This is a genomic window from Mesorhizobium sp. WSM3859 (assembly GCF_002295065.1).
GTDB lineage: Bacteria > Pseudomonadota > Alphaproteobacteria > Rhizobiales > Rhizobiaceae > Mesorhizobium.
The window spans coordinates 149,353-171,917 of sequence record NZ_NSGG01000014.1 but is presented as its reverse complement, the minus strand read 5'-3'; the positions used below and the strand labels follow the sequence as shown (position 1 = coordinate 171,917).

The 22,565-nt window shown below is 61.5% G+C and carries 16 protein-coding genes; 6 read left to right on the top strand and 10 right to left on the bottom strand.

The window, feature by feature from the left end; translation table 11 throughout:
* Positions 1 to 15: 15 nt before the first annotated feature.
* The 6 genes from CK230_RS25510 to CK230_RS25485 form a co-directional block, all read right to left on the bottom strand.
* A complete protein-coding gene (locus CK230_RS25510; RefSeq protein ID WP_176480209.1) occupies positions 16 to 1,032 on the bottom strand; it encodes an acyltransferase in 1,017 nt (338 codons plus the stop codon).
* 125 nt (positions 1,033 to 1,157) lie between these two features.
* Complete coding sequence (locus tag CK230_RS25505) at positions 1,158 to 3,392, bottom strand: exopolysaccharide transport family protein (protein WP_095819904.1); 2,235 nt, start codon at positions 3,390 to 3,392, stop codon at positions 1,158 to 1,160.
* A 1-nt stretch (position 3,393) separates the two neighbouring features.
* Positions 3,394 to 5,391, bottom strand: a complete 1,998-nt coding sequence (gene asnB, locus CK230_RS25500) for an asparagine synthase (glutamine-hydrolyzing) (protein ID WP_095819903.1) — start codon at positions 5,389 to 5,391, stop codon at positions 3,394 to 3,396.
* On the bottom strand, positions 5,391 to 6,659 hold the full coding sequence (locus CK230_RS25495) for an O-antigen ligase family protein (protein ID WP_095819902.1): 1,269 nt from the start codon (positions 6,657 to 6,659) through the stop codon (positions 5,391 to 5,393). Before CK230_RS25495 ends, asnB begins: the two co-directional genes overlap by 1 nt.
* Positions 6,656 to 7,879 (bottom strand): glycosyltransferase family 4 protein, encoded by a 1,224-nt coding sequence (locus tag CK230_RS25490; protein WP_095819901.1) that lies wholly within the window; start codon positions 7,877 to 7,879, stop codon positions 6,656 to 6,658. Before CK230_RS25490 ends, CK230_RS25495 begins: the two co-directional genes overlap by 4 nt.
* Positions 7,880 to 8,746: 867 nt before the next feature.
* A complete protein-coding gene (locus tag CK230_RS25485) occupies positions 8,747 to 10,261 on the bottom strand; it encodes a calcium-binding protein (RefSeq protein WP_095819900.1) in 1,515 nt (504 codons plus the stop codon).
* Between the two features lie 407 nt (positions 10,262 to 10,668).
* Here CK230_RS25485 and CK230_RS25480 point away from each other — a divergent pair, with 407 nt between their 5' ends.
* Together CK230_RS25480 and CK230_RS25475 are read left to right on the top strand one after the other, a co-directional pair.
* A complete protein-coding gene (locus CK230_RS25480; protein WP_095819899.1) occupies positions 10,669 to 12,417 on the top strand; it encodes a type I secretion system permease/ATPase in 1,749 nt (582 codons plus the stop codon).
* A complete protein-coding gene (locus CK230_RS25475; RefSeq protein ID WP_095819898.1) occupies positions 12,410 to 13,783 on the top strand; it encodes an HlyD family type I secretion periplasmic adaptor subunit in 1,374 nt (457 codons plus the stop codon). The genes CK230_RS25480 and CK230_RS25475 overlap by 8 nt, the downstream gene beginning before the upstream one ends.
* 954 nt (positions 13,784 to 14,737) lie before the next feature.
* Here the strand turns inward: CK230_RS25475 and CK230_RS25470 are convergent.
* From CK230_RS25470 to CK230_RS25460, 3 genes are read right to left on the bottom strand one after another with little or no spacing between them, the layout of a single operon-like run.
* Positions 14,738 to 17,017 carry a xanthine dehydrogenase family protein molybdopterin-binding subunit gene (locus CK230_RS25470; RefSeq protein ID WP_095819897.1) on the bottom strand — a complete coding sequence of 760 codons (2,280 nt, stop codon included), beginning with the start codon at positions 17,015 to 17,017 and terminating at the stop codon, positions 14,738 to 14,740.
* Between the two features lie 2 nt (positions 17,018 to 17,019).
* Positions 17,020 to 18,042, bottom strand: a complete 1,023-nt coding sequence (locus CK230_RS25465; RefSeq protein ID WP_095819896.1) for a xanthine dehydrogenase family protein subunit M — start codon at positions 18,040 to 18,042, stop codon at positions 17,020 to 17,022.
* Position 18,043: 1 nt separating this feature from the next.
* Positions 18,044 to 18,613 carry a (2Fe-2S)-binding protein gene (locus tag CK230_RS25460; RefSeq protein ID WP_176480208.1) on the bottom strand — a complete coding sequence of 190 codons (570 nt, stop codon included), beginning with the start codon at positions 18,611 to 18,613 and terminating at the stop codon, positions 18,044 to 18,046.
* Positions 18,614 to 18,868: 255 nt separating this feature from the next.
* Between CK230_RS25460 and CK230_RS25455 the strand changes: the two genes are divergently transcribed.
* Genes CK230_RS25455 through CK230_RS25445 form a run of 3 tightly spaced genes read left to right on the top strand, consistent with a single transcriptional unit; the run spans position 18,869 to position 20,798 of the window.
* Positions 18,869 to 19,312, top strand: coding sequence for a PPC domain-containing DNA-binding protein (locus tag CK230_RS25455; RefSeq protein ID WP_095819939.1), 444 nt, complete (start codon positions 18,869 to 18,871; stop codon positions 19,310 to 19,312).
* A gap of 47 nt (positions 19,313 to 19,359) precedes the next feature.
* Complete coding sequence (locus CK230_RS25450; protein WP_095819894.1) at positions 19,360 to 19,791, top strand: GFA family protein; 432 nt, start codon at positions 19,360 to 19,362, stop codon at positions 19,789 to 19,791.
* The gene (locus CK230_RS25445; RefSeq protein ID WP_095819893.1) at positions 19,785 to 20,798 is read left to right on the top strand and encodes an ATP-dependent DNA ligase; all 1,014 of its coding nucleotides are present in this window, start codon (positions 19,785 to 19,787) and stop codon (positions 20,796 to 20,798) included. Before CK230_RS25450 ends, CK230_RS25445 begins: the two co-directional genes overlap by 7 nt.
* A 41-nt stretch (positions 20,799 to 20,839) precedes the next feature.
* On the opposite strand, the gene CK230_RS25440 is transcribed toward CK230_RS25445, so the two are convergent.
* The gene (locus CK230_RS25440) at positions 20,840 to 22,051 is read right to left on the bottom strand and encodes an FAD-binding oxidoreductase (protein WP_095819892.1); all 1,212 of its coding nucleotides are present in this window, start codon (positions 22,049 to 22,051) and stop codon (positions 20,840 to 20,842) included.
* Positions 22,052 to 22,195: 144 nt separating this feature from the next.
* Between CK230_RS25440 and CK230_RS25435 the strand changes: the two genes are divergently transcribed.
* A complete protein-coding gene (locus tag CK230_RS25435; RefSeq protein WP_095819938.1) occupies positions 22,196 to 22,477 on the top strand; it encodes a hypothetical protein in 282 nt (93 codons plus the stop codon).
* Positions 22,478 to 22,565 lie beyond the last annotated feature (88 nt).

Genomic DNA, 22,565 nt, shown 5'->3' with positions numbered 1-22,565 from the left:
TGAACTGCAAAGTCATCAAACGTCAACTGGACGAAGAACCGAAGCCGATCCCAAGCGTTCGAGCTGGCTGTTGATGTAACGACGCGCCGGTCGTTCGACAACAAAGTAACTCAACACCGACAGTGCGATGGCGGCTCCAAGACCGAGAAGCCTTCCAGCTATCCCCGGAAACTGAGCAAAGGGCTGCTGCCACAGATACAATGAGAAAGACAGCATGCCGACGATTACCAGAGGTTTCGAACCGAGCAGGCGAAGGAAGGCCGCGTGGGCTTGCCCAACATAGACCAAGGCCAGGGCAAGAAGGACACTTCCGACCCCGTATTTGAGTGGGTCAGGAACGAGTTCGAAATTGAAAAGGACTGCGGTAACCCCAAGGGCAATCGGCGCCCAGGATGGTACCTTGCGTGAACGGAACAGAAGATAGACACCGGCGGCCATGAGGATTGAGGCAGCACGTACGTCGGTGCGCCAGTAGACGTCGTAGTAGCCGCCGCCAAGCAGCGTTCGGATAGCGCCGTCGCTCCATGCAAGCGCCGCAAGCGACAGGCACAGGATGCCCCCGGTCACTTGGGATCTGCGGCTAATCGCGGCAATGGCTGCCAAGATCACATAGGTGTGCTCTTCGACGCATAGCGACCATATGTGGTCGAGGAAGGCGGTGCGCCCGGCTACGAGCACATAGTAGTTGTATGTAAACGTGGATGCACTGAGCAGATGTTGCCAGTCTGCTGGCCAAAGGCCGGCGCCACCGGCCACCGCCATCGCAGACAGGAACGCAAAGAGGGCGGGATAGACACGCGCTATCCGCCGACCAAAGAATTTCGGCAAGACCATCTGTCTCACAAACAGTATGTCTGCCATCAGCAGACCACTGAGAACGAAGAACATCTCCACGCCAAAGCGACCGGGGTTAATAAACCGGGATGCGAGATAGTGATCCAGCAAGACACCGATGACTGCGACGGCGCGCCAACCGTCCAGGTAGGGCAAATGCGGCAGGCCCTGTGACGGGCCATTTGCTATATTGGACACGGCATCCCCCTCGGGTGCTGGCTGATATTGTTCTATCAGCTCGGACTTAGGCCGCCGTCGTGCGAACGGACGAAAGGCGCGCTAAGAGTGATCGCAAAGAAATCGCCAGAGCGAGCCTGCGGCCCTCAAGTCACCTTCTCCCGCAGGAGGTCGGCGCTGTCGCCGAGCCGGTATCCAGCATGCTTTCTGAGATTCACCCGCGTAAGAACACTCCCGACGGGCACCGGAACAGCACCATCTGCCTGAAGCAGTTCCAGCACACCGCGAGCGACATGGCGTCGCGTTTTGGCCCACCGGACGGCGAAAAGCACCACGTCCGCCCATTCGGTGAGGAACCTGGCTTCCGGCCTGCCAAGCCCCGATGGGCCATTTAAGATGACGACGCGATAAACCGAGTGCAGATCCTCCGTCACTTCGGACCCGTTCCCGCGCGCCAGCAGGGTCAGCAGATCCTCAGAAGGGCCGAGGGTCATCAGGTCGATGCCGACTTCAGGTATGCCGGTGACAGCATCCCCCAAGGTGCTCCGGTCGCGAATATAATCCGCGAAGGAATGGCGAGCCTTAGGCCCACCATACTGGTTCAGAAACTCAAGGGTGAGTCGAGCGCCCTTGGGTTCGAGATCGACCACGAGGACTCGGCCGCCAAGGCGCGTCGCAGCCAACGCCAAGCTCCATGCGAGTTCGGTCGCCCCATCTTCGGGCGTGCTGGAAGTCACAAGGATGATCTGCGAGGAGCGAGCGCTCAATTGACTTGGTGCCGCCGCGACAAGCAGCGACGTCACGGCACGGCTGTATCCCGACTCCTGCTGGCCTAGCACCAGCTGCCTCAGTCGCTTGGCGTGCGTGGCGGCAGCCTGAGGGATAAGCGCCAGGCACGGAACCCCGAGCGCTGCTTCGGCTTCAGCCTCGCCGCGCAAAGTGCGATCGAAGTGTCGGTGGAGAAGCAAGAGAATTCCTCCGATCAGGCCGAACACGATCATCCCCGGCGGAACGAGGAAAATCGGCGGAAGGGTTATTGGATTGACAGGCGGCCACGCCGCGGAAAGAATCCCGACTCCGGGGGATGGATTTGCAATCAGCCGCTTCAAGTCCTGTTGACGGGCCAACAGATCATTGTATCGCTGCGTCAGGATGCTCACCTGCGGCTCGAGCGCGCGCAAGCCTGAGAGCCGACCGGCTGTATCGGCCACAACCGCATCGAGAACTTTCTTGCGATCTTCAAGGGCCCCGACCTGAGCGCGATAGATGTCAACCTCAGCGGCAACACGAGCGAGACCTTGCTCTACCGCGCTGTCAATCGCTTTGCTCAGGTCCTTGTCCGCCGGCGCGCCGGCCTGGCGAGCCGCAAGATCGGCCAATTCGGGCGTACCGATTGCTTGGGCCAGCGATGCAATTGGTGCGTTCTGCTTGCGAAGGTCCTGAATGCGGCTAAGGCGGGATTCCTGCGCGGCGAGGTCAGCTTTGGACATCGAGATCTGCTGCGTGAGCTCGGCTGCCTCCCTGGCCGCGTTGTCTGCCGCACCTTGATCGACTGCGCCATGGCTCAGCCGATACCGTTCCAGGCGATCCGTCGCTTCTGCGAGACTCTCTCGTGTAGACGGCAGCGCGGCAACAACCGAGTCGAGTTCCTGTTGGTCGGAAACCTGATTTCTCCTTGCAAGATCGGCGATATATACTTGGACAAATGTATTGGCCACCAGAGCGGCTCGTGTTGGATCCTTGTCGGAAAAGCCGATACTGATAACTCTAGACCTCAATTCCTGCCCAATCCTTATGCCGTCCCGCAGCAGCTTCAGTTCAGCCGCATCCGGATCCGCCGGCGTGCTTCGCGGCCAGATTTTCGCCAGCAGACCGTCTAGAGCTGAGCGCGATGGCTCGAAGCGAGCAGGATCAGGAGAGGAGGTGGCGGGCGCGACATCGGCTTGGTGTGTGGCGTCGGCGGCTCCAGCAACATTGGCGGCATCAACTTTGCGCAACTCCGCCACCACGCTCCGCAGATGGCTCTGCGACGAGAGCATGGTTATATGGTCGTCAATGCTGGATTCCAGCAAATCCTGGGTGGAACTCAAGCCGCCGGCTGGGGCCGCCCTGCTGGGCGTATCAACGAGCACCTGTGCGGTGGCCTCGTACAAGGGCGGCCGCGCAAGACCCAAAGCCGCGGCAAGGACACCGCCTGCGAGGATCATGGCAAGCAGGAACCATCTTTTTCGTTGCAGGGTCGTGACGAGCTGATGGAGCGGCGTTTGCGTGTCCATCAGCTCTCCCAACGGCCGTCTTATGCGAGGGTTGATTTCGCCTAAGGGGGGAGGCACTTCGGTGGCGTGCGGAAGATGGATGCGGCTAACTTTGGACCCTTCCATCTTATACTCCTGTAAGTTCTGGCACTTGAGAAAGCCCCGCTTCTGAGACCCGCGACCTGCTCGCCTCTTCGTGCCAGCCCTGGAACATGAGGGCCGGCCACAATTCGCGCGAATGGTCGTGCCTGCCCTCGAGGTGGTCGCGCCAACGCGCATCCACCTTCGCAAGGTCGAATATGCGGTCTCCGGAATTGCGCATGCCGGCGATAAGGTCGTTGGCCCAGATGCGCAGCGGGCCCCTCAGCCAGACTGCTATGGGCACGTCGAAACCTTGCTTTGGCCTGTCGATCAGGCGCTCCGGAACATAGCGCCGCAGCAAGTGACGAAGGATCCACTTGCCGCCCCCATCGCGAACCTTCAGGTTGGATGGAAGGCGCCACGCAAATTCGACAACCCGATGATCGAGCAGTGGGCATCGTCCCTCGAGGCCATTGGCCATAGTGGCACGGTCCAGCTTCACCAGAATGTCGCCGGGCAGGTAACCCGTCATGTCGTCGTACAAGAGACGCGAAAGCAACCCGTCGAGCTGCGGTGCAGCATCGCTCGATGCGGGGAGCTTCTGCCGGGCGAGGTTTTCGACCGCCGATCCCCCCAACCTCTGATACAACTCGTCTTCGCTGGTTGCGGCGAGCAGCGGAGCAAGTCGATCGAGCCGATCGCTCCGTAACGCATGCCGCATATTCGCTGAAAGCGGCAGGTTTTCAACGATATCGGAACGGAACGCGCGGGCAAGCAACCGTGCCCCGGCTGCCAACGTCCGGCGCAGTTGTATAGGCAGCCCCTGGTGCCGGTTCAGCGTCTCGGCCATGAAATGGCGGCCATACCCCGCGAAACATTCATCGCCACCGTCACCCGACAGCGCCACGGTCACGTGCTGGCGGGCCAGCCGCGCCACTAGCAGCGTTGGAATCTGCGATTCATCGGCGAAAGGCTCGTCCCAGATACGCGGCAATTCTGGAATGACCTCGCGCGCAGCGGCCGGTGAAAGGTGAAGTTCTGTGTGATCGGTCCCCAGGTGCCTTGCTACTTCGGCCGCATAAGGCGCCTCGTCGAAGCCACCCTCCGCGAAGGCAACCGTGAAGGTGCGCACCGGATTTCGGGATTGGGCCTGCATCAGCGCCACCACAGTGGAGCTGTCGACACCACCCGACAAAAAGCCGCCCAATGGCACGTCAGCGATCATCCGTTCGCGAACGGCGAGCCGAAGCAGGCTGTCCAGTTCGTCGATCAGATCCTCGTCGCTGCCGACGACTTGGTTCTCCCGGCCTTTGGCGGCGATCCCGGCCAATGACCACCATTGTTTAACGTGCCGGCGAAGAGCGTCTGCGCCACCGGCTTCGGCAAGATCGGTGGATCTGACCGAGAGCAGGAAGCCTGGCGGCAGCTTGATCACACCCTGCCAGATGCATCTATCGTCCGGTACCCACCCTCTCGAAAGCATGGCAGCGGTCGCATCAAGGTCAAGCTCGGCGGAGAACCCCGGAAAGCACCGGATCGCCTTCAGCTCGGACGCAAAGACAAGAGCAGGCCCGACCAACGCGACATAAAGCGGCTTTTTGCCCATTCGATCCCGTGCGAGATGTAGGGTTCTGGTCTTCAGGTCCCACAACGCAAACGCAAACATGCCCGCAAAGCGCTTAAGGGCGGCCTCAATGCCCCAGGTCTCGATGGCACACAGCATCACCTCCGTGTCACCTGTGCCGCGAAACTGATGCCCGGCGTCCTCAAGTTCGCGCCTCAGGTCCTTGAAATTGTAAATCTCGCCATTGAAGGTGATCACATACCGGCCGCTGGCGGACCGCATGGGCTGACGCCCTGTTGCAGAGAGGTCGACGATCGCCAGTCGCCGATGGCCAAGTGCAATGCCCGCCTCACGATCTGTCCAGAGTCCTTCGCCGTCCGGGCCGCGGTGCCGAAGCGCCGACGTCAGCTGGCTTATTGCCTCGAGCGGCTTCGTATTCGCGGCGGCACTTGTGAGAAGAATTCCAGCGATCCCACACATCAGGCCACCTTTATGGCTCCCGCCTCGGAGCGAACTGGCGAGGGCCTGCCCACAACAAGGCACAAGGTCAGCGCAAACCACACGATCGGGTGGCGGATGATCAGATGCGGCATGCTGAAGATGACAATGGACACCATGAGCGCCACCAGCGCGTCCAGCTTCGCGCGCCACACCGACATAGTGGCGGTTCCGGCGAGCCAGGCCAGCGCCAGAACCGAGATGACACCACCTTGAGTGTACAGATCGAGTACTGTGTTGTGCGCCTCAAAGGGTCGTGTCAGAAAATCAAACTGCCTCTCCCAGGTTGAGGGTCGGCTGACATGCGGACCCGGACCGAGTCCCATCGATCCTGATTGCACGCCTTTCTCCAGCGCGGCGCCCCAAAGATACAAGCGCAGCTCGGCGGTTTCGGCTGTCGCTTCGCCGCCGTTGTCCTTGGTCAGGCTCTTCGCGAAGCTTTCGAGGACATTCGCCTCCGACAGAACGTAGGGAGTGATCGAGACCGCCAGCGGAAAACTGCCGATCAGCAATAGAAGGAGGGCTTGCCGTGGAAGACTGACCTTGTTGCCGGCCGTCTTGAGCCATGTCCTGATTCCTAGCCCGAGGAATGTCAGGCAAGCCAGGATGCTGGTATACAAATAGGCATCGCTCTTCGTCAGCCTTCCAATGTAGAAGGTGAAGAACACGCTGGCGATGGCAAGGAACCTGGCCCAACCATTGCTGGTAGTGGTCGCGAGATGCAAAGCCAGCGTACCAAAGATCGCGCAATAGAGCGCGAGTTGATTGGGATTCTCCGACCAGCCGCGAAAGCGATCCCAGTACCATGACTCAATATTGGCTCGGGGGAGCCATCCCCAGCCCTGAGCCAGTTGAATGGCAAGTGTCACATTCGCGATTGCAATCAACCACCACGCACTGCGACGCAAATGATGATCGGCGTCGGGCTCCGCGGCGGCCAAGCAGGTAATGCAAACCAACAGAAGATACGCTTCGGTATCGTGCACCAGCCCGGTAAGGTATGGGATCGAGGTGAAATAGGCGACGATGGTGCCGAGAGCCAAGGCGATCGTCATTACCAGCCAGAAGCCGGCGAGTTTGGTCAAGGCAGGTGTAAGTACGGTACGCCCTCCGGCGAATATTCGTCCGATCGACAGCATTATCCAGAGGGCCAGAAGCAGTTCGCCATAGCCGAAGGAGGAGCCCGGAAGGCTAAGCTGCGTCGCACCGGCCATTACGACGCCAAGGGCGAGGAGCGCGTCTCGGGTCATCCGTGCATTCCGCCCAAGCGGCGATTGGCGAGGTCGCGCCGAGGCGCGGTCGCGGGCCGCGACCGAACAGACCCGTCCTGGGATCTGGCGTTAGTCGTTTTATCGTACAGGTCGCAGTACTGGTCGACTATCAACGGAAGCGCAAAGCGCTGCCTGACAATTGCGGCGGAGCGGCTGCCCAGAATCGCCGCAAGGGGGCGATCCGACAGCAGCTCGATGATGCGATCCGCGAGGCCATCCGGGTCGCGCGGCTCGACTAGATAGCCGTTCCACCCGTCTTCGATGAAATCGCTACAACCGGGCATTCTGGACGCAACTGTCGGCAATTCCGCTAGGCCCGCTTCCAGCAACACACGCGGAATCCCCTCGCGGTATTCGGTTGGGAAAGCGAATATGTCAGCCATGCCCAGAAGAGCAGGAACGTCCTGCCGTTCCCCCAATACGACGACATGAGACTGGAAACGCTCAAATTCCGATGGGTCGACGGCAAAAGGACCTTCGGAGTGCCATGGACCCACGAAGACGAAACGCGCATTGGGCCTTTTTGCGACAACTTTTGGAATCGCCGCAAGCAGGGTAGGAATCCCTTTTTGACGAGTCAAACGCCCAACAAACATGACGACTTCAGCCGATTGTAGCCCGAATTCCTGACGCAACCTCGCCGCCGATGGACCAAGCCGTCTCGCGGCTACGAAAGCGCCGACGTCGATGCCGGATCCGCCAATAAGAAGACTCTCCCCGTGTCCGGTCAGCCCATAGCGCTCAAAAAATGTCTGGTCGTCGCGGTTTTGGAAGACTGTCGCGGCAGTCCAGAACGACGCAAGCAATTGTAGGCAGCAAAAGACCGGGCGAAGAGCCAAGGCGCGCGGCTGGAGCGATGAGAATGTCCAGCCCAACCCGTTGATGGTGCGGACGACGGGCGCCCGCCCGCGCACCGCCAGCGGGGTCAAAAGATTGGGCTTCGTATCGAAACTTTGGACAATGTCCGGATGCAGTTCCAATATCAGTCTGCGAAGTTTTCGGAGAGTGCCTGCATTGCTGGCACCAGTGGCAAAGCGGTCAAACCTATAGCTCCGGTGTGCTATGCCGTGCCGCTGGAATGGAGCTTCCTCGCCACTTGAAACGGCCGTGACCCGAAAGCCTCTCTCGCGCATCTCCATCAGAAATGGAATCCGCAGCGCGTGATCCTCGCCGCCGACGCAGACTAGATGCGGCTTCATTTCGACACTCTCAAAAGGCAGCGGCCCGAGGGCTGCCCGAAATGGCTGGAACTTGGATGGTCTCTCATGGCCCGCCACTCTGCGGAATGTGTTCAGTCGGCCATCAAAGCTACGGAGGGGGCCTGGGCTTGTCCTCGTTTGTTCGAATGACAGTATATTCGGCCCCAGGAGCCGGCACTATGATGCCGCAATCCGGTGCAGGTCCGGCGGCAACGTTCAGGCCGGTTTGATGCTGGCTGGAAGAAGAGATCTCACTATTGAGCGTCCGACTGGAGCCGCGTGAGAGTTCCTCGGATGAAGCAGCAAAAGCATCATCGTGTTTGGACGCACAAGACCAAACACGATATCGAAGACGTTTGGGTCTATGACGGCTTACGCGAAGCCAACCCAGGTCGCTCAATAACGGTGTATTCGTATGCCCGGTGCCGTCTGTCTTCTTCAAAGACTCTTATCCAGCGGACTTCGGAGTTCCGCAGCGTGATGTCGCGATTTGTCGCGAGCTTTGCAGCTCGGAATGGCGTGGGCGCAACAATCTTATGCGAGACAATCACCTTTCCGGCGAAAATCTCCTCAACCTCGTAATTCGGCATACCATCCTCCCGCTCCCCTTTTCCCGTAACCAGCCCACCCAACCTCCATGGGGGCCAAATGTTCCAAGAGGTCGAGAAAAGCACGAGGCTATGGCTCGGTACAAGCAGGGGTTGATCGAATTTCGGGCTGACGGCCGAGGAAAGTGCACAAAAGAGAGGCCGGACGCCACTAAGCCCCGTGGGCTCGGGTTACGCCGAACTCCAGATGATTACACATAATTCGGCCTGATGGCCTTACCGGCAGGAGCGTTGGTCGCTCCTGCCGTAATGGTCCTTGTCAGACTACAAGAAAGGAGTTTTCACCCAGGTGGAGGTGCGGGGTCAGACTCGCAAATTGAGTCTGCGGATGACCGCCGATCCCGTCGCTATCGAAGGAGAGCGATCCTGTCGTGCTGTTGTAGATGATGTGGTCATTCGCATCATGCGCGCTCTGGCCGGCGTGGAAACTGCTGGCTGCAAGGGCGCCCCCCTGAAGGCCAGCGAACACGGCATGGTCCAGATAGATCTTGTCTCGCGAAACGTTGAAGTCGGCGATTCTGTCGATATTGTTCGGGCCAAGGGCCGTGTTGAACACGAAAGCATCGTGGCCCCCGTATCCCTTCAACAGGTCCGACCCGCCGCCGCCATTCAGCTTGTTGTCGCCATTGTTGCCGATCATCGTCTGGCCGAACTCGTTGCCGGTCAGATCGATGGCGGCTTTGCCGCCTTTGCTGGAGGTGGAGAGCTGCTCGACATGAGAACCGGCGGACAGAGCATAGCTGACCGAGGCCAGCACCTTGTCGAAGCCGCCAGTAGATCCTTCCATTATTTTGTCATGTGCATTGTTGACGTGATAGGTGTCGTTGCCCTTGCCGCCATGAATAATATGATCGACGTGTGAAGGGTCCGTGCTCGTTGGCGGCGTTGCGCCGGGGGTTGGGGGCGTTGCGCCGGAGGTTGGGGGCGTAGCCTCGGAGGTTGGGGGCGTAGGCTCGGAAATTGGCGGCGTGGGCTCGGAGGTTGCCGGCGGTGTGGGCTCGGTAGTCGTCGGGGGCGTCGACGACGTCGAGCTGGTGTTGTGCTCGCGGAAGATCGCCTGCAACTCCGGAGAGTTCTCAAGCGCGGTGTCGCCGTTCTGTGAACCCCACGCATAGGTGTAATCGAATGCCGGCGATGGAACCAGGTTGGCCCAATGATCAAATACGGCCTTCGCCTGCTCAGCGGTCGGGACAGCGAAGGCGGAGCCACTTTCGCTTGCCCAATTTCCACCGCCGAAAGCCTGGAATTCCGGGACGATACGGTCGGCAGGAATGCCTGCTGCAACCGCGGCTGCAACCAAGCGATCGATCATGGAGTAGTCAGGAGTACTGCCCGTATCGGAATGGATCACGTAGGCGCCCATCCCGTAATAATCGATGCCGGTGTTCGCCGGATTGTAGGTGTTGGCGAAGCTCGGATCGGCGTTGGACCCCATGTTCATCATCGAGATGAAGGTCTTTGCGCCCGGGAAGTTAGAATGAATCCAGTCGGATTCCGCCTTGAGATTTGCCGCGGTCGTCAGCGGATGCCAGCGACCAGTCGGGTCCGGCTCGTCACAGAGGTAGAATCCGAACACCTTCGGATTGTTAAGGAAGGGGGTGACTTGATCAATGAAGGACGAGGTGGCGCCATCGTGGGCGTTGAGATACACCAACGCCTTCATTCCGTCAGGCAGTGCGTCTACCTGCGAAACATATTGAACGTCGACGAGATTGAATCCTGCAGCTGCTACGTCGGCGGTAGATCCACCCGCAGCATAATGGAGAGTTGCCATAGGCGCTCCTTCTTCTTCCTTTTATCGGCAAGCCCCTGCACCGCTTGCCTAGACGAAAGGTATATTAGAAAGAAATCACATACCGATTTCGCCGGTCAAAATAAGTGATCGCGTCCCGGCCCCTGCCTTGGCGCCTCCAAAGAAAACCCAATGTTTTCAGACAAGTCGCGCTTCGTCAGCCGAGGTATCACGAAGGTTTTCTCCCGAAATTGTCCCCGCTTTTCACCGATTCATTGCCCCATTTTGGGACAGAGCCACGATTTCGCTTCATTTAGATTAAAGTAGCCTGCATTAGCGGCTCCTCACGCCCGGCAATCACTCGGACCAGGCATGTCCACAGAGTCAAAGTTTCCCATCTCGGGCAAGGCCAACAAGGCCGCTCGGCTATCCGGGTGAATCGGAAGGCAATGAAGACGACGCAAGAATTCTCCTCCCCCTTACGGATCGTAATGTCGGACTGCGCTCAGGGCCTGATTGGCATTGGGCTTTTTTCGGCAGTGACGAACCTCCTGGCGCTGACCGGGTCTCTTTATATGCTCCAGGTCTACGATCGGGTGCTTCCGTCCCAGAGCGTTCCGACCCTCGTCGGATTGACGATTGGAATGCTGGGCCTCTACGCGGCCTACGGGCTGCTCGATTTTGTGCGGCTTCGCCTGTTGGTCCGCATTGCCAGCCGGCTCTACAGAAATCTTCACCAAAGGGCATTCGCCATATCGGTGCTTTTGCCGCTCAAGGCCGGGCGGGAGGCGGACAGACTCAATCCGCTGCGGGACCTCGATCACCTGCGTGGCTTCCTTTCAGGATCCGGGCCGACCGTCATATTCGACGCGCCTTGGATTCCTTTCTATCTGCTGATCATATATCTGCTGCACCCGTCGCTTGGCGTGCTGGCGACGATCGGCGCTCTTGTCGTGGTGGCGCTGACCGCCGTCGCGGAGATCTTCGGTCGCGGGCCTGCCAGGCTGACATCCGAAGCCATGATCTCGCAGCGCGCCCTTGCCGAGTCCGGCCGCCGCAATGCCGAGGTCGTCCACGCGATGGGACTCTCCTCCAGGCTGGCGGGGCGCTGGAGCGATATCGTTCATAGCTACCTGGCGCATCAGGAGAGGCTCTCCGACATCATAGGAGGGATCGGTTCATTGTCGAAAGCACTGAGAATGGCGCTGCAGTCTTCAGTGCTGGGCCTCGGCGCTTATCTGGTCATCGGCGGCGAAGCGTCCCCCGGTGTGATCATCGCATCATCGATATTGCTGGGTCGCGCGCTGGCTCCAGTCGATGCGGCGATCGCAAACTGGAAAGGCTTTCTGGCGACCCGGCACAGCTATTTCCAGCTCAAGGCTATGTTGGACTCGTTCGAAGACCCGATCGAGCCCCTGGAATTGCCCCGGCCGCAAACACGGCTGACGGTCGAAAGGTTGACGGTCGCGCCGCCCGGTACGCCAAAGCCGACCGTGCTCGACGTAAGTTTCCAACTGTCCCGCTGCGCGGGCATGGCCATCGTGGGCCCGAGCGGCTCCGGGAAGACGACGCTGGTGCGGGCCTTGGTCGGGGCCTGGGGGCCGCTCGACGGCAAGATAAGGCTGGACGGGGCCCCTCTCGATCAGTGGGACCCGCATTCGCTCGGGGCTCACATCGGCTATCTGCCGCAGGACGTTGAGCTTTTCGATGGAACCGTGGCGGACAATATCTCGAGGTTCGGCGGCAAGAGCGACCCCAAAGGCGTGCTTGCCGCCGCGAGAGCCGCGGGCGTCTACTCGATGATCATGCATCTGCCGGACGGTTTTCAAACCCGCATCGGCGAAGGCGGCAGGGCCTTGTCGGCGGGCCAGAGACAATTGATCGGCCTGGCCAGGGCGCTCTATGGCGAGCCGTTTCTGGTCGTTCTGGACGAGCCTAACTCGAACCTCGATGTCGAAGGTGACGCCGCGCTTGCGGGGGCGATTCTGGCTGTGCGTCAACGCGGCGGCATCGTGATTGTTGTCGCGCATCGCCCGTCCGCTCTCACCAACATCGATCAGGTCTTGGTGCTGGCCAACGGCATGGTTCGCTCGTTTGGCTCCCGAGAAGAGGTCTTGTCGAGCATGGCGCGACCGCCCGCTCCTGCCACCCACCGTCCGATCGTTCCGACCCAAAGGGGCATAAGTGGACATGCGTGACGTCCTGCCTCGCGTTTTTGCGTTTCTGCCATCCTTCGCCTGGTTCGATGCCGGTCCGCGCTCTGCAGGTACGAAGGCACTGACGCCCCCGGGCAACCTAGGCCCGAGCCTGGCTCTTGGCTTGGCGGTGACTTGCCTGCTGGTGGTTGGTGGAGGGCTGTGGCTCGGCTTGACCGAGATCGCCGGTGCCGTCATCGCCCCTGCGACCGTGGTGGTTGAAACCAACACCAAGAAAGTACAGCACCAGGCCGGCGGCACGATCAGCGGCATCTTTGCGCAGGATGGCGATCATGTTCGGGCAGGCGACGTGTTGGTCAGGCTGGATGATACGCTGGCGCGGGCAAACCTTGACATAATCAGCGAGGATTTCGACCGCGCCACAGCACGGCTTGCCCGGCTGGAGGCCGAGCGTCAGGGGCTGACGACAATGCAGCTTCCAGCCGCCTTGCAAGCGGAGATGGACAAGCCAGGCGTGGTGGCGCTGGTCGATGGCGAACGCGCCTTGCTGCAAACGCGGGCTTCGGAATTAGCAGGCCAAAAAACGCTTCTTCGCAGCCAGACCGAGCAGATCCAGCGACAGCTCGAAGGCCTGAAGGCACAGCAGGCCGCGATGGATGAATCCGCGGCCTTGCTGGGCCGCGATCTCACCGATGTGGATGCTCTCTACTCCAAGAAGCTGGTTTCGAAGGAGAGGCTCAGCAACGTCAGATTGGACGCGACTCGAGCCAAAGGCGAGTCCGGGCGGCTGGCGGCGGCCGTCGCGGAAGCGCAGGTCAAGATCACCGAAACCGAGTTGCAGGTTCTGCAGCTCGACGAGCAAAGGCGCAGCGAAGTGACAAAGGAGCTGCGCGAGACGGAAGCCAAACGGACCGAGCTCGACGAACGCAGGATCGTGGCCCAGGACGAGCTCACCAAAACTGAAATCCGCGCCCCGCAATCGGGAACGATACAGCAATCCACCGTCCACACGGTCGGCGGTGTAATCGCTCCCGGGGAACTGTTGATGACGATTGTCCCCGATGCGGACAATCTTGTCGTGGATGCGCTCATTCCTCCGGCGCGGGTGGATGACATTCGGTCAGGCCAACCGGTCTCGATCCGTTTCCCGGCTTTTGATGCCGGCACGACGCCCGCCTGCCAGGGCGCGGTCAAGTGGATTTCCGCAGACCTGATCAAGGACCCGCAGCGCCAACTCTCCTATTTCTCGGCACGCATTAGCGTCGAGAACAAGACCGGTTGCCTGAGGGATGCGAAGGTGCTCAAGCCCGGCATGCCGGCCGAGGTTCATATAAGCACAGGCCAGCGCAGTGTCTGGTCCTATCTGCTGAAGCCGCTTACCGACCAGATGTCACGCGCTTTCCGGTAGGCCAGTACAGGAAGCAACCTTGCGAGTGGAGCCGCCAAGCGGCACCCGAGGGCGCATCATCGACCGCCATAAACCCACCTGCATGAGACGGCTCGGCCCGAACGCGAGAGCGCTCGACCATCTTGGCCTCAAAAAGGGGCCGCCATGTTGCCTGCAATAGCGCTGATTGTCAGGAACATTAGCTTTCTCTGAGGGTTCTCTCAGCAAGTATCGCACACCCAGGTGGAACCATGGCCGGGTTAGCATTTGCGTTCGTGTATTATTCGGGGCTGACGGGCGACGACATGATGGGCGCTGTGGTGTCTTTGATGGCGGGGCTGCTTCTTTACAACGTTGTGCGCGAAGACCGGCAAAACCGATAACCACTATTGGTGAGCGGCCCGGCTCGAAGGCGGGGGGTGCCCACGAGCCGGGCCTGACCGGCGGGGGCACGGACTAGATACGGGGCGCCGGCTGATAGTGTTATATCGGCCTATGCTAATGTAATCGCCCTCCGAACGAAGGACGTTTGAACCAGCTGCCGGCGAGACGCCAGAGCGCGCTAACTGTGGAACCTCCACTCGGACGAACTGCCACGATACCGGCTTACGGGCTCCATCAAGGACGGAGATCGTCAGAATCTTGGAGGGCGTTACAAGCCATTTGGCAATTGCGGTCTCGCGCAAAGTCTGGGGCGCCTCTCGGCCACGCATACTGATCGGTTCCACCATGCGCTCAGTGCGCGGTCTTCCGTCGTTCGCAGGATGAAATTTTAGATGTTGCTTATATTATGCCGTCAGCCGGCTGGACTCACAACTGCCCGGTCAGGCCCGGCGGTCGAAAGCCGCATACCCAACGGCGGCTGCCGGGCCGCGCACGCGGCACGGCATATCGCTACTATCGCCCGATCAGCGTCAGCCCGAAGAGGATCATGAGCCAGAACTGGAACTCCGGCGGATAACTGACGAATAAGTCTCAAACGAGCAGCTGCTCGATCCTGATCGGCAGATCGCGGATACGCTTGCCTGTGGCGTGGTAGACCGCGCTGGCAACGGCGGCGGCGGTGCCGACATTGCCGAGCTCGCCTAGGCCTTTCACGCCAGCCGGGTTGACCGTATGGTCGACCTCCGGAACAAGGATCACCTGCAGGTCCTTGATGTCGGCATTGACCGGCACAAGGTAGTCCTGCAGGTCACGATTAACGTAGCGCGCATAGCGCCTGTCGACCTCGGTCGCCTCATGCAGCGCCTGGCCGATGCCCCAGATCATGCCGCCCATCAGCTGGCTGCGCGCGGTGCGCGTGTTCATGATGCGGCCGGCCGCGAATGCGCCGACAATGCGCGGCACGCGGATTTCCCTGGTGTAGCGGTTGATGCGGACTTCGACGAACTCGGCGCCGAAGGCGTATTTCACCGAATCCTCGTCCTGGTCGCCGCCGTGGAATTCCGGCGTGCCGGCATAGAGTTTCTTCAGCGCCTCGGGCGTCGCACCCTTGGGTGCGAACTCGGCATATTCCTCGATCGCGCCGACCTGCATTGCTTTCAGGACGTCCTCTACCTTTGCCGACGCGCCGCTCTTCGCGACGATCTTTCCGCCGGCAAGCTCGAATTCCTCATTATGAGACCCGGCCAGCGGACCGCCCTCGGCAGTCGCGGCGGCGTATATCTTGGTTCGGATGGCGTCGCAGGCTTTGAGCACCGCCGAACACACGCTGGCTGTGGAGATCGACCCGCCCGAGACCGGAGCCGGAGGCAGGCTGCTGTCGCCCATTTCGACGCTGATCCTGTCTATGCTGACGCCGAGCCGCTCGGAAGCCATCTGACCGGCCACGGTGCGCACGCCGGTGCCGATCTCGTGCGAACCGCATTGCAGCCGCACGTCGCCGTCGACCGTCAGGCGCACGCGCGCCGCGCATGGCGCGACGGCAGTCGGGTAGATCGCCGTTGCGCAACCCATGCCGACCAGCCAGTCGCCGTCGCGCGTCGCGCCGACCTTCGGATCGCGTTTGGCCCAACCGAAGGCCTCCGCCGCCTGGTCGTAGCACTGGATCAGCGAACGGCTGGAGAACGGCTTCTTGCCGATCGGCTCCGTCTTGGGTTCATTGATGCGGCGGAACTCGACCGGGTCCATGCCAAGCGCCACCGCCATCTCGTCCATGGCGTTTTCAAGCGCATAGACGTAAGGCGTCTCGGGCGGCGAACGCATGTAGCCCGGCGTGTTGCGGTCAGCCTGCACCAGCGACACGTGGGTCAGAACCGAACCATAATCATACATACGGCCGGTCGCCGAAGTGCCGCCCACGACATAGGGATCCGGGCGCGACGTCACCTCCCAACCTTCATGCGCGAAGGCGGTAATGCGGCCGTCCTTGCCGGCGCCGATCCGGACGCGGTGCCGGGTTTCGGCCCGGTAGGTCTGCGTGCCGAAAGCCTGCATGCGGCTGGTCACGCAGCGCACCGGACGTCCGAGGCGCTTAGCGGCGACGGCCACGATTGCCGTACGTGGTGTCATCGGTCCCTTCGAACCAAAGGCCCCGCCAATGAACGGGCTGACGATGCGTACCTTCGCAGGGTCGATCTTCAACTGCCTGGCCAGCTCGGCCTTCCAGCCGGTCACATTCTGCGACGGCTCGTGGACGGTCAACCGGTCGCTTTCCCAGAAGGCGGTCGTTGAAAACAGCTCGATCGGGTTGTGATGCTGCGTGGGTGTCGAATAACGCTGGTCGATCTTGACTGCGGCGTCAGCGTAAGCGGCGTCGAAGTCGCCCGCCTTCACATCTTCCTTGAACAGCGGGCTCTTTCCGGCGGCAGGGATGGTCGCCGTCCCGGGGCTGTCGAAAGTCGCAGTCGGCTTCTCTTCCTCGTACTCGGCGCGGATCAGCTGCGCCGCCTCCTCGGCCGCCTCGAACGTCTCGGCAACCGCGAGGGCGACGATCTGGCCGTCATGGAAGATCGTCCGGTCATGCAGCGGTCCGATAGACGTCGCGCCGGAATTGCCGAATTTCGGCTTCTCGACCTTGTCCATGTCGCCATAGGTGACGATGTCGAGCAGGCCGGGCACCGCGCGGGCATCGTCGAGATGCAGCTTCGTCACCTTGCCCTTGGCAATGCTGCTGGTGGCCAGCGCGCCATAGGCGATGTTGGCGGTGGGCAGATCGGCGGGGTAATGCGCCTGCCCGGTGACTTTCAACCGCGCATCGACGCGCGGCAGCGGTTCGCCCATGTTCTCCTTGGGTTTGGGAGCGGCAGCGTCCATGGTCACACCTTCATGTCGCGGGTTTCAAGCAGAGCGCGCGCCAGCGTTCGCTTGCCGAGCTCGACCTTGAACGCATTGTGCTGGCGCGGTTGGGCTTCAGCGAAGGCGGCGTCGGCCGCCGCTTCTGCCGATGTCTGGTCGAGCTTCTTGCCTTGCAGGCTTTGTTCGGCCGCGCTGGCACGCCAGGGCACGGTCGCCACGCCGCCGAGCGCAATGCGCGCCTCGCGCACAGTCTCGCCATCCAGGTCGAGCGCGACGGCCGCCGAAGCCAACGCAAAGGCATAGGATTCGCGGTCACGGATCTTCAGATAGAGTGAGCGCCGGCCCCATGGCAGAGCCGGCACCTCGATGGCGGTGATGATCTCGTCGGCTGCGAGATCGGTTTCGATATGAGGGGTGTCGCCGGGCGGCCGATGCAATTTGGCGAACGGTATTCTGCGGGCTCCGCGCGATCCCTCGGCATGGACCACGGCATCGAGTGCGATCAACGCCTGAGCGAGGTCGCCATGGTAGGTGGCGATGCAGGCGTCGCTGCCCCCCAGAACGGCATGCTGCCGGTTGAAGCCTTCCATCGCCGCGCAGCCGGATCCGGGCACGCGTTTGTTGCAAGCCCAGGACGTCTCGCGAAAATATTCGCAGCGCGTGCGCTGCAGGATGTTTCCGGCCAGGCTTGCCATGTTGCGGATCTGGCCGCTTGCCGCCAAACGCAAACTGTCGGCAATGACGGGATAGCGCTCCTTGACCTCTCGGTGATCCGCAGCCTCGCCCATGCGCACCAGGGCGCCGAAGCGGATACCGTCATCGGTTACCCGGACTTGCCTCAGTCCGGACTCCTTGAGCCGGTTGAGATCAAGCAGGCGATTGGGCTCGGCGACGCCGAGCTTCATATAGTCGGCAAGGTTGGTACCCCCGGCGATGAACTGCGCATTCGCTCGCGTGGGTTGATCGTCGTTGGTCGTGAACCGGGACGCGATCGCAACCGCCGCGGGGATGTCGGTTGGCTGCTCATAGACGAACGGACGCATGTCAGGCTCCCTTCGTCTCGTCGCGCGCCTGCAGGATGGCGGCGACAATATTGGGATAGGCGGCGCAGCGGCAAATATTGCCGCTCATATATTCGCGGATGTCATTCTCGGATTCGGCATGACCCTCATTGACGCAACCGATCGCCGACAGGATCTGGCCCGGTGTGCAGTAGCCGCACTGGAAGGCATCGTGATCGATAAAGGCCTGCTGCATTGGATGCAGCTTGCCGTCGCTGGGCGCGAGCCCTTCGACCGTCGTGATGTCCTTGCCGTCGTTCATCGCGGCGAAGCTCAGACAAGACAGCACGCGCTTGCCGTCGACCAGCACCGTGCAGGCGCCGCACTGGCCGTGGTCGCAACCCTTTTTGGTGCCGGTGAGGCCGGCGTGATCGCGCAACGCGTCGAGCAGGCTGGTCCTTGCGTCGAGTGAAAGCTCATAGGGCTGCTCGTTGATCCTGAGCGACGTCACGACCGGCCGCCTCAGTTTCGGCTCGGCTGCGACCGGCGTCGCTGCCTCGGCCCGTGAAGCCAGCAACGGCGCAGCCGCGGCCGCCGAGACCGTGCCTGCCATGAACTTTCTTCGACTGAGACCATTGGTGGACAGGGCTGAGGGCTGTGACATGGCTCGCTCCTGGCTGGCTGGTGTCGTGCGCTAACCTCTCAACAGAGCCAATGTTCCAAATTGCCAGCCAAAGACTTCGCCACTTCACCCAAGCGTGACTTCGCTATCCGGAAATGGATCGGCCTCCAGTTTCCGCCGCAGCTTGGAACATGCGTGCCGCCCGTGAGTTTTGCGCAGGAACCGCCGCTGCATGCGAAGGGCATCATGAAATCGAAGCTGGTCACTGAAACCTCGGGACAAAGAATATTCGTGGTCGTGCTCGATCCGGGCGAGGAAGCCTTCGCGTCCCTCACCGCGTTCGCGGGACAGAAGGGAATTACCGGCGCCTCGCTGACGGCGATCGGCGCTTTCGAAAGAGCAACGGTCGGCTGGTTCGACTTCGGCTCGAAATCCTACCGCAGCATTCCGGTCGACGAGCAGTGCGAGGTGCTGAGCGCGATCGGCGACATTGCAGTCGACGACAGCGGCAAGCCAAGCCTGCATCTGCATGCGGTGCTGGGCCTGAGCGACGGATCAACCCGCGGCGGGCACCTGCTGGAAGGTGTGGTGAAGCCCACACTCGAGATCACGGTGACGGAGTCGGCCGTGCATTTGCGGCGCACGAAACGGCCAGGTCTCGGCATCGCCCTGATCGATCTCGACGCGTAAACTCTTGCGCTACCGAAACCGCATCTCCGATCAAGCGTTCAAGCTTGATGGAAGAACCGGACGTCTTTACGCAAAACGCAGCCGTCGAGCGGTACGGCGGATGCCTATGCGGCAATATCCGTTACCGCCTGACCGGGGAACCGCGCGTGCACTACTGCCATTGCGACATGTGCCGGCGCGCGACGGGGAGCGCTTTCGCCGTGCTTGGCTGGGTGCCTGTCGGCGGCCTCTCATGGTTGACGATGGAGCCTGCGTACCGCCGCTCCTCGCCTATCGCCCGGAGAAGCTTCTGCCGGTCCTGCGGTACGCCGCTTACCCTTGCCTATGACGCGAACCCGTACGAAGTCGCGATGCATATCGGCACCTTTGACGATCCGTCCGGGCTTGAGCCACGGCACAATTACGGTTCCTCGCAGCGGCTCGGGTGGGTTTGCTGCGGCATCGACCTGCCGCATCATGACACGGAAGAACGATGGTAGCGGCGCCACGGAGCGACTTCCCGTTGCCATTGGAAACGCCGCCGATGGAAGCGCGAACGGCGGAAGCGCTGCCGGAGGGGAATGGCCCCTGGCAATACGAGCCGAAATGGGATGGCTTCCGCTGCCTTGCCTTCAAGGACGGCAAGGCAGTCGATCTCAGGGCGAAATCCGGAAAGCCGCTTGGCCGCTACTTTCCCGAATTGATGGCGACGCTGCAAAGCCTCGATGCGAAGGATTTCGTCATCGACGGCGAGATTGTCATCGAGATCGACGGTCGCGCTTCCTTCGACGCGCTGCAGATGCGGCTGCACCCCGCGGAGAGCCGCATCCGCAAGCTGAGCATCGAGACGCCGGCGCGGCTGATCCTGTTCGATATGCTGGTCGCCCCGGGAGGCGAGATCATGCTCGAACGACCCTTGCGCGCCCGGCGCGACGCTTTGGAGGCCTTTCTGTCCAAGGCGGCCAATTCCGGCCTCCAGCTGTCGCCATCGACCACCAATGTCGCCACGGCCAGGCAATGGCTGCAAGGCGCCGGCGACGGCTCGACCGATGGTGTCCTCGCCAAGATGCTCAACGAGCCATATCGGCCGGGCGAGCGCGCGATGGTCAAGGTCAAGCGGCTGCGCACCGCCGACTGCGTGGTCGGCGGCTTCCGCTATCTGAACGGCAAGCGGCAGGTCGGATCGCTTCTGCTCGGCCTCTACAATGACAATGGGCAGCTCGATCATGTCGGCTTCACATCGACCATCGCCAATGAAGACCGCGCGGCGCTCACGGCGAAGCTCGAGGCTTTGCGCGGAGGGCCGGGCTTCACTGGCAAGGCGCCGGGCGGTCCGAGCCGCTGGAGCACCGAGCGCAGCGGAGAATGGGAGCCGGTGAGGCCGCAACTGGTCGTCGAGGTTCGTTTCGACCATGTCACCGGTGAACGCTTCCGGCATGGCACAAGGTTGCTGCGCTGGCGGCCGGACAAGGCGCCGCAGCAGTGCACGTTCGAGCAGATCGCGTAGCCGGGCGACCAGTCCGGTCACGGCCATGGCATCCAGGCGGCTTATGCCTTGAACGCGAAGAGATTTGCGTCTGCGTCCTCCCTCCCTGCAATGGACGCGCAGACGATCTCCGAACCGATCTGGGAAGAAGTGATACCGTTTCCGCCATAGCCCATCACCGCATATATGCGCGGATGGCCGGGCACGCTGCCGATAATCGGAAGCCCGGTGTCGGTGGCTCCGAACGAGCCGGTCCAGGCGAATTCCGCCGCCGTGTCGAGTCGCGGGAAGATTTTGCCGAGTTTCTCCTCAAGTCGGACCGTCTTTTGCGCGGTCAGGGCGTCACGCCTCTCCTCGTCGGTGAACTCCTCGTCTTCGCCGCCGCAGATCACGCGACCATCGGATGTCGCCCTGAGATAGAGATAAGGGTCCGAAGCTTCCCAGATCAGGGCGGCGAGCGGCCAGATCTTCTCCGGCTGCGGCCGGGTGGCAATCGCCCATGTCGAGATGAGGCGATGGCCGGTCCTCGGCACGATATCGAGCAGCTCGTAGCCGGTCGCAAGGACAAGATGGCCAGCATGGATCCTCGGACCCTGGCGCGTCGCCACCGTCACGCCGAGGCGGGTATCTTCGATCGCCGTCGCTTCCGCCGGCGCATAGAACCGCGCTTTGCGTTGCAATGCCCTCATAAGTAGTCCGGACGTCAATTTGCGTGGGTCGAGCGCCAGATTGCCGTGGCTCAGAATCGCTGCGGCGCGATCTATCCCGAAATCTTCTCTCAGCTTCTTGCGTGGCAGGAAGGACGCTCCAATGCCTGCCTCACGACGCGCTTCGGACTCGCTGCGCAGCTCCGGTGCATCGAGCCGATTGCCGGCCAAATAGAGCGACGGCGTCTCGGCCGACCGGCAGCGGATATCGAGTTCCGCGATGCGTCCGCGCAGGTTGAGCAGCGACAGCCGCGAGCGGATCCAGGCCTGCCGCGCGGCATCGCCTCCAATCATCCTGGACAGCCTGATGAGAGGCTGATCGATCTCGAACTCGACGAGCGCCGTCGTCGCGGCCGTCGAGCCCTTCAACGGCCCACGCCTGTCGATGCAAATGACGGCGTGGCCGTCGCGGGTCAAAGCTTCGGCCATCATCGCGCCGCTGATGCCCATGCCGACGATCAGGACATCGGTCTTTGCATCTCGGGTCAGGCGTTCCGCCGGCACCGCGGGCGAGCGATAGGCAGACCAGACAGGTTTGCCGCTTCTGAGATCGAGCTGGCGAGGCATGAAAGTTCCCGGTTCGGCACGATAAGTCACAAGGCGCCGTGCTGTTCCCGGGCAACCGCGCCAGCCATCCTCTGGTTGGATATGAAGCGGAACAACTGTTTCGGCGAAAGGTTCTTCACTCGAAGCTCAGCAATGGAGAACGTCATGGACCCGCGCGACAAACAGCGGCCCCCAAAGACCGACGAGACCGAAGCGCCGACCATCGAACAGCAGGACTGGGATGCTCTGGAGGGCGGCAGGATCCTGCCTGACAGCGTCGCGGTGAACGGTGATCCGCAGGATGATGCCGAAGCGGAAGGCGACCTTCCGGAAGAGGATGACGACAACCCCTTCCAGGACAGCGATGAAGCGTTGCCTGATGACGAAGAAGAACGCGTCCTGTCGAAGGACCCTTCCAAGGAAGGCAGCCGGTTCGACGAGGTCTAATGCATGTCGCCCAAAGCGCGCAGCGGTTTTGGGAGAACGACATGCATCAAAAACAAAGACTTAAAGCGCGTCGCGCGAATCCGTTTCG

Excerpts from the sequence above, each read along its gene's own strand:
- CK230_RS25470 (WP_095819897.1), bottom strand. The coding sequence starts at position 17,017 with ATGGACGCTGCCGCTCCCAAACCCAAGGAGAACATGGGCGAACCGCTG.
- CK230_RS25490 (WP_095819901.1), bottom strand. The coding sequence starts at position 7,879 with ATGAAGCCGCATCTAGTCTGCGTCGGCGGCGAGGATCACGCGCTGCGG.
- CK230_RS25450 (WP_095819894.1), top strand. The coding sequence starts at position 19,360 with ATGGAAGAACCGGACGTCTTTACGCAAAACGCAGCCGTCGAGCGGTAC.
- CK230_RS25455 (WP_095819939.1), top strand. The coding sequence starts at position 18,869 with ATGAAATCGAAGCTGGTCACTGAAACCTCGGGACAAAGAATATTCGTG.
- CK230_RS25495 (WP_095819902.1), bottom strand. The coding sequence starts at position 6,659 with ATGACCCGAGACGCGCTCCTCGCCCTTGGCGTCGTAATGGCCGGTGCG.
- asnB (WP_095819903.1), bottom strand. The coding sequence starts at position 5,391 with ATGTGTGGGATCGCTGGAATTCTTCTCACAAGTGCCGCCGCGAATACG.
- CK230_RS25485 (WP_095819900.1), bottom strand. The coding sequence starts at position 10,261 with ATGGCAACTCTCCATTATGCTGCGGGTGGATCTACCGCCGACGTAGCA.
- CK230_RS25480 (WP_095819899.1), top strand. The coding sequence starts at position 10,669 with ATGAAGACGACGCAAGAATTCTCCTCCCCCTTACGGATCGTAATGTCG.
- CK230_RS25475 (WP_095819898.1), top strand. The coding sequence starts at position 12,410 with ATGCGTGACGTCCTGCCTCGCGTTTTTGCGTTTCTGCCATCCTTCGCC.
- CK230_RS25460 (WP_176480208.1), bottom strand. The coding sequence starts at position 18,613 with ATGGCAGGCACGGTCTCGGCGGCCGCGGCTGCGCCGTTGCTGGCTTCA.
- CK230_RS25435 (WP_095819938.1), top strand. The coding sequence starts at position 22,196 with ATGGACCCGCGCGACAAACAGCGGCCCCCAAAGACCGACGAGACCGAA.
- CK230_RS25440 (WP_095819892.1), bottom strand. The coding sequence starts at position 22,051 with ATGCCTCGCCAGCTCGATCTCAGAAGCGGCAAACCTGTCTGGTCTGCC.
- CK230_RS25465 (WP_095819896.1), bottom strand. The coding sequence starts at position 18,042 with ATGCGTCCGTTCGTCTATGAGCAGCCAACCGACATCCCCGCGGCGGTT.
- CK230_RS25505 (WP_095819904.1), bottom strand. The coding sequence starts at position 3,392 with ATGGAAGGGTCCAAAGTTAGCCGCATCCATCTTCCGCACGCCACCGAA.
- CK230_RS25445 (WP_095819893.1), top strand. The coding sequence starts at position 19,785 with ATGGTAGCGGCGCCACGGAGCGACTTCCCGTTGCCATTGGAAACGCCG.